This is a genomic window from Clostridium sp. YIM B02569, assembly GCF_022320765.1.
Classification (GTDB): Bacteria; Bacillota; Clostridia; order Clostridiales; family Clostridiaceae; genus Clostridium; species Clostridium beijerinckii.
In genome coordinates this window covers 32,736-48,255 of the sequence record NZ_JAKJJX010000015.1, presented here as the reverse complement: position 1 = coordinate 48,255, position 15,520 = coordinate 32,736, and the positions used below count along the sequence as shown (strand labels likewise).

14 protein-coding genes are annotated in these 15,520 nt (G+C 29.0%); 1 reads left to right on the top strand and 13 read right to left on the bottom strand.

The window, feature by feature from the left end; all coding sequences use genetic code 11:
* Window positions 1-604: 604 nt before the first annotated feature.
* From L3B96_RS14605 to L3B96_RS14555, 11 genes are all read right to left on the bottom strand, one after another.
* On the bottom strand, window positions 605-1,618 hold the full coding sequence (locus tag L3B96_RS14605; RefSeq protein WP_238861591.1) for a WYL domain-containing protein: 1,014 nt from the start codon (window positions 1,616-1,618) through the stop codon (window positions 605-607).
* Window positions 1,602-2,906, bottom strand: a complete 1,305-nt coding sequence (locus tag L3B96_RS14600; RefSeq protein WP_238861589.1) for a WYL domain-containing protein — start codon at window positions 2,904-2,906, stop codon at window positions 1,602-1,604. The genes L3B96_RS14605 and L3B96_RS14600 overlap by 17 nt, the downstream gene beginning before the upstream one ends.
* 27 nt (window positions 2,907-2,933) lie before the next feature.
* The gene (locus L3B96_RS14595; RefSeq protein ID WP_238861588.1) at window positions 2,934-3,452 is read right to left on the bottom strand and encodes a GNAT family N-acetyltransferase; all 519 of its coding nucleotides are present in this window, start codon (window positions 3,450-3,452) and stop codon (window positions 2,934-2,936) included.
* A gap of 471 nt (window positions 3,453-3,923) precedes the next feature.
* Window positions 3,924-5,015: a leucine-rich repeat domain-containing protein gene (locus L3B96_RS14590; protein ID WP_238861586.1), complete on the bottom strand. Its 1,092-nt coding sequence runs from the start codon at window positions 5,013-5,015 to the stop codon at window positions 3,924-3,926.
* A 221-nt stretch (window positions 5,016-5,236) separates the two neighbouring features.
* On the bottom strand, window positions 5,237-5,686 hold the full coding sequence (locus L3B96_RS14585) for a flavodoxin family protein (protein WP_238861584.1): 450 nt from the start codon (window positions 5,684-5,686) through the stop codon (window positions 5,237-5,239).
* A gap of 269 nt (window positions 5,687-5,955) precedes the next feature.
* Window positions 5,956-7,218, bottom strand: coding sequence for a HAMP domain-containing sensor histidine kinase (locus L3B96_RS14580; protein ID WP_238861582.1), 1,263 nt, complete (start codon window positions 7,216-7,218; stop codon window positions 5,956-5,958).
* Window positions 7,211-7,891 (bottom strand): response regulator transcription factor, encoded by a 681-nt coding sequence (locus L3B96_RS14575; RefSeq protein WP_238861579.1) that lies wholly within the window; start codon window positions 7,889-7,891, stop codon window positions 7,211-7,213. The genes L3B96_RS14580 and L3B96_RS14575 overlap by 8 nt, the downstream gene beginning before the upstream one ends.
* On the bottom strand, window positions 7,884-8,438 hold the full coding sequence (locus L3B96_RS14570; RefSeq protein WP_238861577.1) for a ubiquitin: 555 nt from the start codon (window positions 8,436-8,438) through the stop codon (window positions 7,884-7,886). The genes L3B96_RS14575 and L3B96_RS14570 overlap by 8 nt, the downstream gene beginning before the upstream one ends.
* Before the next feature lie 263 nt (window positions 8,439-8,701).
* Window positions 8,702-9,244: a DUF4342 domain-containing protein gene (locus tag L3B96_RS14565; protein WP_238861575.1), complete on the bottom strand. Its 543-nt coding sequence runs from the start codon at window positions 9,242-9,244 to the stop codon at window positions 8,702-8,704.
* Window positions 9,245-9,438: 194 nt separating this feature from the next.
* Window positions 9,439-10,596, bottom strand: a complete 1,158-nt coding sequence (locus L3B96_RS14560; protein ID WP_238861573.1) for a nucleotide disphospho-sugar-binding domain-containing protein — start codon at window positions 10,594-10,596, stop codon at window positions 9,439-9,441.
* Window positions 10,597-11,117: 521 nt separating this feature from the next.
* Window positions 11,118-11,984 carry an EFR1 family ferrodoxin gene (locus tag L3B96_RS14555; protein ID WP_238861572.1) on the bottom strand — a complete coding sequence of 289 codons (867 nt, stop codon included), beginning with the start codon at window positions 11,982-11,984 and terminating at the stop codon, window positions 11,118-11,120.
* A gap of 184 nt (window positions 11,985-12,168) precedes the next feature.
* Here L3B96_RS14555 and L3B96_RS14550 point away from each other — a divergent pair, with 184 nt between their 5' ends.
* Window positions 12,169-12,810 (top strand): TetR/AcrR family transcriptional regulator, encoded by a 642-nt coding sequence (locus L3B96_RS14550; protein ID WP_077855135.1) that lies wholly within the window; start codon window positions 12,169-12,171, stop codon window positions 12,808-12,810.
* 228 nt (window positions 12,811-13,038) lie between these two features.
* Here the strand turns inward: L3B96_RS14550 and L3B96_RS14545 are convergent, their stop codons facing one another.
* Both L3B96_RS14545 and L3B96_RS14540 read right to left on the bottom strand, forming a co-directional pair.
* Window positions 13,039-14,133 (bottom strand): FMN-binding protein, encoded by a 1,095-nt coding sequence (locus tag L3B96_RS14545; RefSeq protein ID WP_238861569.1) that lies wholly within the window; start codon window positions 14,131-14,133, stop codon window positions 13,039-13,041.
* 21 nt (window positions 14,134-14,154) lie between these two features.
* A complete protein-coding gene (locus L3B96_RS14540) occupies window positions 14,155-15,357 on the bottom strand; it encodes an FMN-binding protein (protein ID WP_238861566.1) in 1,203 nt (400 codons plus the stop codon).
* Window positions 15,358-15,520: the final 163 nt, after the last annotated feature.

Genomic DNA, 15,520 nt, shown 5'->3' with positions numbered 1-15,520 from the left:
TATTGCAATTATCTTTACTCCGAAGTAACACCTTCATGCACTTCCCTTAATTTAATATGGAGAAAAAAGCTATTTAAGTATTCTGGTGGTGTGTTATCCCTTCTACTATACATATTAAAATATGCAATTGGATTCGAACCAATATTACCACCCCTAAAACGAAGTAACTTAAATATACACTGCCATATTTTTTCATCAATACAACAATTTAATAAGGAGAAAAGTTATTTAAGTATAATCTATTAGTGCTCTACCTGCTGAGCTACTCACAACTTTTTTAAGAATTATGAGACTGGAATCGAACCAGTGACACCTATATTTAAAACGAAGTAACTTAAATATTCACTTCCTTATTGCTTTGTCCTCTCGACTACAATACTTATTATATTATTTCTATAATTTTCTTACAGACAAAAACTTTGCATCTTTTGAATTATAATCCATTAGTACCAATAAAATGTCAAATGCCTGTCTCAATAAAATACTCTAAATACACTTAAGTAGCATATATACTGTAAAACAAAAGAGCCCGAAGTCTTTTTAACTTCCAGCTCTATTTCTTGATTATATATAATTAAGATAACTTATTTATATTTTCCATACCTTAAGTTGTTTCATACATAAATGCTCTTTTAATCTTATCAATAATAATCTCTCTAACCCTATTAGGCGCCTTTACTTTAACATATGGACCTAAGGACATTATTTTCCTTATAACCTCATCTTCTTCAAATGTATAACAATAAATATCTATTTCATATTTATTTTTTGAAATGGTTCTAGAATTTCTTTCAAATGAAGAAAAACTCATAAAACACCTTTCCATAGCTCCCCTGATATCTTCAAGTTCAATTGTAATTGGAACTTCTGAGTATTTCTTTTCCTTTAATTTCTTAAGAACATCTTTTCTTTTTATATTCGAATCTACATTATTGGCTATTTTAACTTCCTTTAAGGTATGTAAATTAACTAATATAGATCGTTTCTCATCTAAAGAATATAGGGATGCTCTAAATTTATCATCTTTTAATGAATACTCAATTCTAATTGGAATTGCTAATTGGTTATTATATTCATTGCCGTTTTTATCTACATTAGAATATAATATAGGCTTCTCATTAATTATACCTTCCAAAATAGTATAGAAATCCTTACTTAATTTTTCTAAATCAATATCAAAGCCATTTTGTACTTTATTTGTAAATTCTATTATTTGATTACTTCCCTTTTCTTTCATATCTGTCAAAGCTGTTTCTAATTTTTTTAAGGTTTCTTTTCCAAGTAAAGCTTGTACCACTGGTTCCTTAATCATTCCATTAAGCCAGGATTTTTCTAGCTTTGAAAATCTGACTTTAAGAGGTATACTATCTTCACTATTTAAAATACTATAATATTTTCCTTCTCTTTCTTTTAAAAAATTGAAATTATCCTCTTTACCATATTGATTTAAAATCATTCCTTCAAAAGTTTTAAAGTCTTTTCCTATTACTTTTTCATCGTACTCCTCGTCTTCAATAAGCCTTATAATTTCATCTTTATAAAGTCCATTTTTTGCTAGATTTAAAATTCTAAACACTAAATGAAAATATTTATTTTTATATTCATGAAATAACTCCATAATTATTTAGCATATCCTCCCAATCCTTTTTTATTTTCTTATGAAGATATCTAGGTGAAATAACCTTTAAATAGCCACCATATTTTCTAATCCACGGAATCATTTCACAAGAATCATTTACTATCTTTTTAAATAAATATTTAGTATCACTTATCTTCTCAAAAGTGCAATCCCCAAGCTCCCCTTTTATCTTTTCAACTATATAATATTCATTTAAAGAATCAATATTAACTTCAAATTCAACTTCTTCGTATGGAGTATCAGTGTTATGAGGCACACTTGAAAAACTTTTTTCCATAGCTAATTTATACTTTTCATCATATTCCTCATAATTAAATCTTGTTTTTAAAACCTCAATATCATCTTTCCTATCAAGCCTAGCACTAATACATCTTCCAGTGCTAGTAAACGAAAAGACGTAGAACCTTCCACATTCAACATCGTATCTAAGCTTAAAAGGCCTAATCACTTCATTATCATACATCTTGACACGAGTGGCTTTGCAATCATTTTTAAATCTTATCTCATTCCTATTTTCAATTGCTCTCATAACTTTTAAAATCAATTCTTCTTCAATTACAGGATGAAAATGCAGATTTTTATATTGGAAACAATTCTTATCCTTTGGTATTACATTTCGTTCAAATTCTAAATAATCCCTTAGTGTATCAAAAAAATAATGCCCACTTACATTAGGAAAAATAATATTTTTATATAAATCCACTATATTATAAAGCTTTAGAATTTCTTCATTATCAAGTTCTTTTAGTATATCCTCTGAAATGTAATACTCTTTAACTCGTCCATTTTTCTTAACTGATACGATTTCCATAGAATTTGCTAATTCATTAAGCTTTCTTTCTATAGTTTTACTACTTATATTTTCATAATCAATCAATTCTTCACTTACCAGCTCATTTTCAATATCTGAAAAGGCCATTGGTTTATTTTTATAATTTAAAATTAAAAGCAAATAATAATATAAGATAATATCAGCTTTAGTAAAACTCTTGCTTAAATATGTATTGACTAAAAAGTTTTTCGTATTTGATATATCATCATAGCTTAAACTTAAAAGTTTATTCTTGCCATCTTTATCTATCTTAATAAAATCCTTCTCTATATATTGTTTAATTCGGCGCATCTCATAACTAACTTTTCGTGAGCTCCCATGATTTTTACTTTCTAAGTCACCTTTTGAAAAACATCCGTATAAAAAAACGTCCCGAAGTATTGAACGTATTAAATCATAATGCTTAATAAAATCTGGAAAAATAGAAATCCCCACCTTTGCTTAATCAATCTCTAGTCAGCCCTATAATGATTTTTCAAAACACTTCAAATCTTCCCATATTACATTTTGAAAATGAAATTTTGTTGTACCTACATAAAGATATCCAATCTTAGGATATAGCGTTGCAGCCGGAATATTGCCTTCATAAGTATCAAGGCGAATAGCTTTATATCCTTTCTCTTTTGCGTATTTTTCAATGAATTCCATCATTATTTTTGCTTTACCTTTTCCACTTGCAGAAGGTCGAATACACAAAGTATGAATGACCATAATTTCGCTTGATTCTGCCTTAGTAACCCACGAAATATTGTCATATTCTTTGGGTTGAATACCATTAAGTACTACGCATCCATATATTCCGTCTTCGTCTTCACCAACAAACATTGTATTATTATCAATAACACTCCTTGCATAATCAACTGTTGGATAAAGCCCCTTTTGCCAATTTGTATAAGACACTGTTTGTTCTTCATAATCCAGAATCTCATTATATATCTTTTCTATTTCCAAAATATCATCTATAGTAGCAACCCTAACCATCGTCTTTCTCCTCCACAAATCACTATTTTTTCTTTCACTTATTATAACATATCTTGTAAATACCACACTTCGAAATTTTTAAATAGCATTTTATACCTTACCTCATAAATACTCTATATAGATAAAGAATTTTATTTATACTTTGCAATAAATACCATACTAGAAAGTAGAAACATTTTTATGCAGCAGGCATTGAAAATGAGCTGTTAAAAGCTCTTAATTGTAGGTTGTTCAACTAATGCTTGTCACAATTAAATTGGGAGCAAGCACTAGTGGTGCAACCTACAATTTAGCACTTTCAGCGAAATTTTCATAGTCCTGTGAAATAACAATGTTTTTACTTTCGGTGGATTATTGCACAAGTCTAGGTTATATACTGTTTATCTATATGTGAAATAAAAATTTTGCTTATAAAAATAGAGCAGCTTTTAAACCACTCTATAAAATTATTTATTTAATTATTGTTTATGACTAAACGCTTACTACAATCTTATTTTGATTTACACCAGATCTACGTAAAAGTTGTTTCATTGCTTCACTCTTTACATAAAAGTTGGTATTTTTACATCCACCAAATGCACTCATTCCTATTTGGGTTACACTGCTAGGAATTGTCATGCTTGTTAAGTTAGTGCAGCTTGCAAATATACTGGGTTCTATAGATGTCAAACCACTTGGAATGTTTGCACTTGTTAAGTTTGAACATCCGATAAATGCACTATTTACTATACTTGTTACACTGTCAGGAATTTTTATCTCTGTTAAGCCTGTACACCCTTCAAATGCTCTGTAATCTATGGTTTTTACACTATCAGGAATTTCTATGCTTGTTAGATTTGTACATTTACTGAACGCACTATTTCCTATAATTATTACACCATTTGAAATTGTATAATTTTTATCTACTTTTGCAGCAGGATAACATAGTATATTAGTTCCGTTTTTACTATATAACACTCCATCAACACTTTTATAACTTATATTATTATCATCTACAGATATATTTGCTAAGCTACTACAACCTATTAATGCTTTTTCCCCTATAGATTGAACGCTTGCTGGAATATTTAAGCTTGCCAAATTTGCACAGCCATAAAATGCAGAGTCTTCTATATTTGTCACACTATTGGGAATAATTATATTTTTAATGTTATTGTGTTTATAAAATGCCTTATTACCTATACCTGTTACTGCAACATTATCAATTTTATCTGGAATTACTACATTGCTGTCAGAACCTAGATATGCTACTATTTCACCTGATAATTTGCAAAAAGCCCATGCTCCATTTATTGTGACATTTGTAAATTGACCATCATCATTTAATCCAACTTTATCTCCAAAATCATTTGGCTTACCATGATCCATATAGCCTTGTGAATCAAAAAAATATAAATACCCATCTATTACTCTGAAACCTTCAGCCCATGAGTTTGCTTCTGTATACCACCAGCCTTTTGCATCCTGTTTCCATTCTGCATTTGCTCCTATCGGATTTAATGCCAATACTGAAGCTGCTACTAATGTAATAGCTATTACTTTTGTTAATTTTAATTTTTTCATATTTCTCTCCTATATCCCCTAAAACTTAATAAATATTAATAATATATTAAATTTTACCATTCCTATAAATAATTGTCTATAAATCTCTTAATCCTTTATAATAAATATAATAATCCTACTCGCATTGTCCCACTTTAAAGCTGCAGAAAAAAAATACCACATTTTCTAAATGCGATATTTCAATCTGTTATTTATTTTTGCTTGTAAATAATGATAAAATATTATAAAGATATAAGTTTTTTAGCAAAATCTTTTGCATTTTGAAAATCCTTATCATTTGGTCTGCCTTTAGCGATTCCACCAATTAATTTAAATGGTCCAAAAGTATCATAACCCTTGCATGCAAAACTACCAACAACATTAAACCCTTTTTCTTTTAGCTTTTGTTCAACAAAATCATTATATTTAGCTTTACCCTGTCCACTCGTAGAAAAAACAAATGCTTTTTTATTAGACAAAGTTGGTAACTTTTCAATTAACTCAAGAATATTTTTATGTAACTTCCCATAATATATTCCAGAACCAAAACCTATTAGATCATATTCATTTAATGTATTTATCTTTAAATTTCTTGTTTCTATTATATCAGCATTTATAGATTCGCCAATTACCCTTGCTATTTTTTCCGTATTGCCATGATGTATAGATGAACAGATTAATAAAACTTTCACATTAATATCCTCCTAAAAATATGCTATAAACCAATTATAACATATTTTGTAAATACTCAATTGTCTGTTTTCATATATATTGCAATTCACAAAGCACATCTCAAAATCTACAATTATAGCTAAAATTCTTGTAATATTATCATAATTATGACGAAGAATTATTTTGGCAACGTATATATTATGGTTAATAGTATTTTAATTTAAATATTATTATATAGATTTATTTTTAAAATATCTTCTTCTGTATCCTTCTTCACTTATACTTTCAGTTAAAAATTTATCGAGCTGCTAGGTAAAAATATTGTTATCCTAGTACCAATGCCTTTTCTGCTTAGTACAGAGAAATATCCTTTATGTCCATCAACAATCCATTTTGCTATAGATAACCCTAACCCAGTACCACCATTCTTTCTAACTCTTGCTGTATCTGCTCTAAAGAATCGCTCAAATATATGTGGTATGTCCTTTTCATCCATTCCTATACCATTATCCTGAATTGAAAAATAAGGTTCCCCTTTTTCATTTATTCCTGTTTTTAGCATTATAACTTCATTTTCTTCAGTATACTTAGCTGCATTTTCAATTAATATTCTAGCTGCCTGCTTAAGTAAACTAATATCACCTTGAACTATTATTTCTTCTGAACTGTAGTATTTATATATGTGCTTTTCATCTATCATCTTCGACTCTTCAAGTACTTCATTCATCATATCATTTAGTAAAAACTCTTTAGGGTTAATCTGTGTTTTACCATTAATCCCTCGAGCTAAAAATAGCAGCTGTTCTACTAGATTTTTCATATTTTCAGATTCAGTTTTAATGGCTTCAATAGACTCATTTAATACACTTGCATCATTTTTTCCCCATCGATCCAGCATATTAGCATAACCTTGAATTACTGAAATTGGAGTCCTGAGTTCATGAGATGCATCAGAAACAAACCTTGCTTGTTGTTTATAAGAATCTCTCATTCTTTCCAAAAGATTATTTATTGCCTCCTCTAATCCATGAAGCTCACTATCCCCTGTATATATTCTTTCATCAGAGGTTACAGGGCTAATTTTAGAGATAGCCTCTTCAAGATTTTGGAACTTCTCTTCATCAAAGGTCATATTACTAAGTCTGCTTGCAGTTTGAGCTATTTCATCAAGTGGTTTTAGCGCCCTTCTAATTTTCATTGTCCCAAAGATGATTTCTTTCAATAAGAATATTCCCTCTATAACAGCTATAGATTGAGCTACTCTTTGAATTATATATAAATAACTGCTTGCATCTTTAATCATAGTTTTACCGTTATCAAAAACTACTGTATATGTGGAACTTTCTATGGGAAAAAAGATAAATGTTCTTTTGGCATTTAACAGAAATTCTCCATAGAAATTAACTTCCAAATCAATACACCAATATCCGATAAGAAAGAGTATTAAAAATATATCAATCCAAAGAAACTTTGAAAATAGCTTTCTTACAAAAATAGAATTCAATTTTATTGTAATAGATATAACATTTTTTGATTTACTAACCTTATTCATCTTTTATAACGTATCCTACTCCACGTACTGTGGTTATTATCTTTGTTTTAAATGCATCATCTATTTTAGTTCTTAAAAATCTTATATAAACATCTATTACATTAGTTTCTCCAATATAATCATAGCCACATACTTTTTCCATTAGTATATCTCTAGTTAATACTATGTTCTTATTTTCCAATAAAATTTTTAGTAAAGTAAACTCTCTGTTTGTTAATTCTATTTCTTTATTATCATACGTTACCTTATGTCTCATCTTATCTAAAGACAATAATCCGCAGCTTATTATATCTGTATCTCTTTTTTCAATAACAGTTCTTCTTTTAAGCGCTGTTCTTATTCTTGCTAATAACTCTTCTATTGCAAAAGGTTTTGTTATATAATCATCTGCTCCTGCATCAAGTCCAGATACCTTATCCATAACAGCATCCCTTGCAGTAAGCATTATAACAGGCAAATCTGAACTTTTCCTAATTCTACGTAATACTTCTAATCCATTTATTTGTGGAATCATTATATCAAGAAGTACTAAATCTGCTTCACCCTTCTCAGCTATTTCAAGTCCTAATCTTCCATTATCAGCTTTTAAGATTTCATATCCTTCATGTAACAATTCTAACTCCACAAATCTTGCAAGCTTCTCATCATCCTCAACAATTAAAATTTTAACCATTTTTAAATCCCCTCTTTAATTTACCTTTTATCTTTTTAATATTTTCTGATATTTCCTTAAGTACATGATTAATCTTATTTATTTCTACCCTATTTCCTGATATTGAAAACTCAAAATCAAAGAAAAGACCTACTATATATAAAGGTATAACTGCCCAAAACGCAAATATTAATAATACTATAATCACTGTGACTGGAATCCTAAGAAATATCTTATTCTCTTTCTTTATCTCAAAGAAAATATTATTGCATATATCTACTATTTTGCATACTTTTACAAAAACCCCTTCAAATCTATTATCCTTTTTTGAATTATTATAATTATTCCCTTGATCCTTATTATTAATTATCACGCCATTTTTATGAGTTTCCTTATATTCATTAGTATAAAAGATATTAACAGAAGGCTTTTGAACTTTACCCATTTCTTCTAAATAAACAAACGCATCTAAAATGTCCCAGTTTGACTTTTCTAGCGCAATTTTTGCTTCTTCATAACTTATATTAGCTTCGTTTTTTAATTTTTCTACAAGCTTATAATCTTCCATATTAACCCTCCATATCCATGGCTATCTGATAAATTGAAACTTTTCAGGCGGAGTATACTCCAGCTGAATTTAGTTGAACTTATACCCACAAGGGGCACCTAGTACAGTAGCGTGCAGCCGTTATCTCCAATTGGAATAAAGGGGAGTGTTACGGATGCTAGCTATCGCATAAATTATACCATTTAATCTAATGCTTTTATATACACAAAATTAGAGGCTTCGAATAATTTCAAAACCTCTAGTGCTGTACTATTAGACTACTCCTATCCTTTATAGCTTTCTTTAAAATCACTTTTTATATTATCTGCTGATTCTGAAGCTTTATCCAAAATATCATTAACCTTATCAGTATTAATATCAGGACCTGCTATTGAATATTTATATCCAAAAAATAAACCAACTAATAATAATACTGAAACAGGCCAAAACCCGATTATTAACAATAACGCTGCTATCGTAAGTGATATCCTTATTGGCTTTTTATTTTCCTTTTTCATTTCAAAATAGTTTTCATTTCCTTTGCTTATAACCTTCCCTATAAACTTAAACATTCTACCAATAATTTCTCCAATGCCTCCACTTTTCTTTTTATGATTTTCCTCATTTTCTTTTTTATTTTCTTCATTATTATCTATAGCCACTTCTATAATTGTATTGGCTCCATCATTTTCAACTTTTCCTTGTCTTTCTAAATAAGTTATAGCATCTAAAAGATCAAAGTCACATTCTTGCAACACTTCTTCTGCTTCCTTATAACTTACTTTAGTCTTTTCCATTAAAATTTTAATCATTTCATTTCTTTCCATATTAATCATCCTCCAAAACTTTGTATTGACTTATCATGTTTATATAATACTTAGAGAAAATTAATCTAAAATATAAGAAAGATTAAAATCAGATTAAAATTGCATAATTTTTTATAATAATATGATACCAGACGCAATCAGCCAAATAATTATATCTTTCATTTTGCTATACTAATACTTAAAAATATTGTTAATTATATTATATTTTCTATAGCCTGTACTGCTTTACTTGTCCCTCCTAGATTTAATAATTTTTCTCCTGCTTTCTTAGAATTATCTGCATATATATTATTTGTACTAAATTCATTGACTATTTTCTTAATCGTTTCTGCATTAAAAATATTTGTTTCTAATGAGACACCTGCCTTCAAATTAGATATTGAAGCTGCATTATACTTTCTCTCAAATATATTTCCAGGGCATACAATTTGAGGTACGCCATATATTAAACCCGTCATAATACTATTTTGACCACCATGGTTTATATAAGCTATGGCTTCTGGCATAAGTTTACTAAAATCAAATCTTTTATCTACATTAATATTATTTTTCTTATATGGTTTCACTTGTTCTGTTGCAATATATATTTGAAAATTAGTTTGCTCAAATGCTTGCGTTAAAGTGTATATAACTTTCTTTGGTAAAATTGTCCCGTTGCCCATGTATGCTATAATTTTATTTTTATTATGATATTCTGATTTAAAATTAGGTACAAAAAACGGACCTGTAAAAACTAAATTTTCATCATTAATGGGTTCTAACTCATATGAGCTTGGAACTATTTTTAGATCGGCCCAATTAAATATATCAAGTGCCGATTCGATTGGAGGTAGTTTATTTTCTTGAATAAATCTTTTAACTCCTGTGCTATATTCAGGATTAGAGGCAAAATACTTCGAAGCAGGATAACTGAATCCTGTAACAACTTTAATATTTTCAAGTTTTGAAGCAACAATAGCCGCAATTCTAAATTCGGCATATACCACATCCGGCTTAAAATCTAGTATTGCCTTTCTTATACAAGACACATCTTCTGAAAAATGCTTGTATGTAATTGCTCCAACAAAATGAAGCACCTGTTCATAACTATTAACCTTTTTCTTCTGTTGAATTCCAAGTAATTGTCCAATTTTAAACATTCTTTTTCCCAAAGACATAGGCATTCCAAATGGTGATGGAGTTGGCGCATAATAATTTTTTACATTTTCTATTTTTTTATAATTTATATCTTCTGCTGCGCAAAATGCAACTTCATGTTTTCTTTCTATTAATTTATTATATAAAGCTGCTGCTCTTGAAAAAGGACCACTTGTCTCCGCCATTGCTGCCATAGGTGCTATTAAAATTTTCATAAATAGTCATTCCTTTTTATATATGATATAGTATTCTAATATTTTATACTTAATAAGCTTCTTATATGAATATTTCCCCAGACAATGCTATCATCATAGGCAAATCTTTTAATTATCTAAAGCAATTTGCTTTTTACAAAAGGCTTCTCTCTTTTTCAATTCAATTTTTATTTCATCCTCAATCATTAAAAAACACGCTCCATAAATTTATTATACTCTCAAAACTTTTCTCTGCCGATATTAGAACATGTTCTCCTATTTTAAATAACGTAAAAATCTGTGTTTTCTTAAGGTTGCGGCCTTCACCCCCGCATTATTCAAGCATATTCTGAAGAATATATATTCTTCACCATATTTATGGTAAAGAATATTAGAATACAGTGGTGCTTCTGGATTGTTTCTATTTAGAATCCGTGCTTATTACCATGTAACACTGATTGTAAAGTATACTTCAGCCTGTTATTCACTTTTAATCAAATTTAACTATCTCTATATCATGATGTCCACTTGAATTATTAAAGTCACATCTTGCCATTGCTAATATAATTATAATAAAATTTAGGAACCTTTTTGCTATTTATTTTCCTTTCATTAAGTGGTTGTCCAATAATTTTTTTTATGTTATATCCATCTGATATACGGAAAAAAGTAAAAACTCTATAGTTAATAGCCGTTTTAGGACAAGAGTAAACACATCGCATACAACTGCAGCAAGAAAAATTAAATTTAATTTTACCATTACTCTCATATATATTTCTAGTTGGGCAATTCCTTATGCAAAGTCCACAATGAGCGCATGATTCATTAGCACTTAAATCTTTTCCAATCAAAGGAAATATCCATCGAGTTATTGACATAACTCCTATCATAATCACCTTAAGGCCAATTCCTGTTTTAAGTATTCGACTTTCACCGTTAATAACTTCTTTACACATGATAGCTACCTTTTTAGTTGTTGCCTCATAGAGTTTTTTAATAATTATCTCATCAAATTTATCTATCCAATTGCTGCTTATAGAGAATATCCTCTCATAGAAAACCTCATATCCTTTTTTCGAAAGTTTTATTATTATTGGTCTTGAGGAATTATAATTAATTGGTGCCACACCACCTGCCGTTCTAAAAATAAACACCTTTTTTTGCAATACTTTAGGCATACTATTAATAAACTTATATACTATATTAGGTATACCAAATCCAATAACCTGACATCCAATTCCAACCAAATCATATTTTTCAACGTCTATTTCAAGATTCTTCTTTAGAATATCTTCAATTTTCACTACACTAACTTTGTATTTATAATTCGTAAATCCTTCTTTAACCATGTTAGCAACAAGTTCCGTATTACCTGTTCCTGAAAAATAATAAATTATAACTGATTTCATATTCTAATAACCTCCTTACCATTTTTTAAATTTTAAAATCTGATATCTTTTCTTTATTTTGCCCTTCCATTTGCTTCTGATTGCTTGATAAAATCCATACAAATTGGTATACTATCAGTATACTAATATACCATCAGTATACTTTTTTACCTATTTCTTTGTCAATAGATGGGAGAGATGTTTCTTGAAGGAATTAACAAGACAAGAGAAAGAACGATTAGAACGTGAAAATATCATAGTATCTGCAGCTGAAGAGCTATTTTGTAAATATGGATTTGAAAAAGTGTCAATGGATAATCTAGCTAAAAAATGTGAGTTTACTAAGAGGACAATTTACAGATATTTTACATGCAAAGAAGACTTATTCTTTGCAGTTTCATTACGAGGCTATAAGAATCTTTTTAAGATGATAAAAAGTGAAAGCCAAAAAGGGACTACAGGCTTTGAAAAAATACGTTTATCTTACTATGCTTATTATAATTATTTTGGTAATTTTCCTGAAATGGTGCAATTAACAAATACGTGTGGAGTTATAAAATCAAATTCTGAAGGGATGAATATTCCTTATCGTGACAAATTTACTGATTTAGATAAATGCTTGTTTGAAGAACTAATTAAGATGTTTCATGAAGGAAAAACTGATAGAAGTATTCGTTCTGATTTAGAAATATCTACACTTGCCCTTTCCTCAATTTTTGTTGTTACAGGCTTCTTCCAGATGATTTCTTTATCAGGTAATACCTACACAAATCATTTTGGTTTAGACAATGAAGCATTTATTAAATTCACAATTGAGATGCTATTAGATTCTTTTAAACATCAGTAGCCTAAGAGTTATCATTTTTATACTTTCTCCTTAATTTTCTAAGAGTATTCCATTTCATTTCTATCAAATAAATAAAAATTATTATAGTAAAATAAAATTATAACGCTGACAAAAGCTTTTACTGCTTATTGCCAGCGTTAATTTAGATATCCTATTCATTACCACATTCTATATAATTATTGATCTTCTAAACATAAGAATATGATCTTTTTATTAACTTATAAGAAATTATTCCGCTACTACTTTATTTTCAAGAGCATCTTTTACTGCACCTATTATACCTTTAGATGAATATGTGGCACCTGAAACAACATCAATATCAGTAGATTGCTTTTCTAGGATTTCATTTATTACACCCTTTTTGGCTTTACTGTAATAATCCCAGTCATCCTGCTGCTCTAGTACAGATACTTTAGTAATCTTGCCATCACTAACTCCTACCTTAACTTTTATATTACCCTTATACCCAGCGCTGTTACCAACATAATATACAGAATTATCAACTTCTCCTTTTTTTGGTGCAGTTGTTTCTTCTTTTACTACTACTTCTTCTGATTTTATGTTAGTCTGCTGCCTGTATTGATTTATACAAAAAAACACCAATAATACACCCAGAGAGCAGGCAATTTTTATATTACGTGTTTTACCTTCAACCATCCCATATGTAAGGGTATTTTTTTTAGGACAATTTTTAATACATTCAAAGCAGTTTATGCAATTAAGCGAGTTAACTGTCTTATTGCAGGTAGATATTTTGATATTCATATCACATGCTTTATCGCAGCGCTTACAATTAATGCAGGAGTTTGCATCTCTTTTTATTGTAAACAACCTCAAGTAACTAGCTAGTCCATATTTTGCCCCTTGAATACAAAAATATTTACAGAAAATTTTATTATAAAATAAAGACAAAGCGGCAAATCCTAAAATACTTACAAACATAATAATTTTAGCTGGTTTACCCGTTAGAATTAAGAACAAATTAGATCTCGCATCAAATTTTAATAAAGAACTTATAAAACCTATAGAGAAAAAAGTTACTAAAACAAATAATACATATCTAAGCAATCTCAATATCTTATCAAGTTTATCTGGTATTGTTTTCTTTTTTATTTTGAGCTTCTTTCCTACTGCAGAAGATAACTCTTGTAGTAAACCAAAAGGACACAAATATCCGCAATAAAAGGAGCCACAAATTGCCGCTATTATAACTAGTATAGTAGCACTATAGCTAAAATTATTTATAAGCATTATAGTTAATGGGAGTGCTGCTATTAATTGAATTATCTTTCTTATTCCGATTTTTTTTACATTTACTTTCAAGTTATTTCTCCAACTTTCTAATTATTTAGCTTTTAATAATGCTTCTAAAGTACCAATTCTAACAGCTTCACTTGATAAAGTAGCACCAGAAATAGTATCAACATCTGTAGATTGTTTTTCCACAATTCTATCTGCAATAATATCAAAAGCTCCATTAGATCTATCATCTTGAGGAGTTGCTTGATTAGCTTTTACATTTGATACTTTGCCATCCTTAACTGTAACTTTAACATTTACAGGACTTTGCATAAAACTAATTGAACTGCCTTCATATTCTCCGTCCTTAAGATCTTTTAAATCAGCTACTTGTCCACTTTTAGCTTTCTCTGCTAATTCTCTATAAGCTTGAATTTGAGCAAAAGATGCTTTCCATTGTCTCATTGCATACTCGTTATTATCTTCAAAACCTTCAAAATATGATGAATTTTTGCTATCAACACCTTCTTTACTTATCCTATCTGTTAGTTGCAAGACTTTATCATAATCTCCATTTGAAAAAGCATAAGCTGCAGAACCTACATTTGAAGTTGCAGTCTTTAATTTGCTCTTTTCCTTAAAGTTATCTGGATTTGATGCAAATTCAAAGGTCTTATATGCTTCTTCTTTATTACCTAAAGTTCCAAGTGCAAATGCTATTGTTGAGGCATCAGTTGGGCTATCATATTCAATATCTTTATTCTTAGCCTTAAATTCTTCATCATATCCTTCAACTGCTAATATTTTTAAAATCATAATTTTTGCATTACTATCTAAATTTAAGTCTTTCTTTGTATTTTTTACTATCTTACCGTCTTTTCTAGTTTCACTAACAACTGTATCAGCTGGTAAGTCTATTACTTTTGTTAAATAGTTGTATGCTAACTTATATTCACCTACTTTTAAAAGACTATCCCCAAGGTTATACATCCAATAATAATATGAAGGAGTCTCTTCTGATGATTTTGTATTTTCAATTAAATAACGTAACTGTTTAATATTATCATGAGCACTTTCAAGATCAATGGAAGATCTTAATTGGAAAGTTGCATATTTCACATCCTCATCTATATCTACTGCACTTGGCTCTGCCCACTCTGGCCAAACATTTTCTTTTTTCTCCCAAGCTGCAAAAGTCGGTTTTGCAGTTGATGATTTTTCGGCTGAATTGAAATTTGCACAGCCTGTAAACACGCTGCTCCCCACAACCAATAATGATATTAATAATTTGCTTTTCTTACTAAGCATAAATGACCTCCTAAATAATAAAATATGTGTTTAAGCTATCAATTTCATTGATTTACTTAAAAGTAATGTATTAAAATAATGCCATTAAAACCTTTTTATCTTTTCGTCTTAATATAAAAATTTTATGTAAATTATTTATAAGATTAAGATATAAAAACTTTAC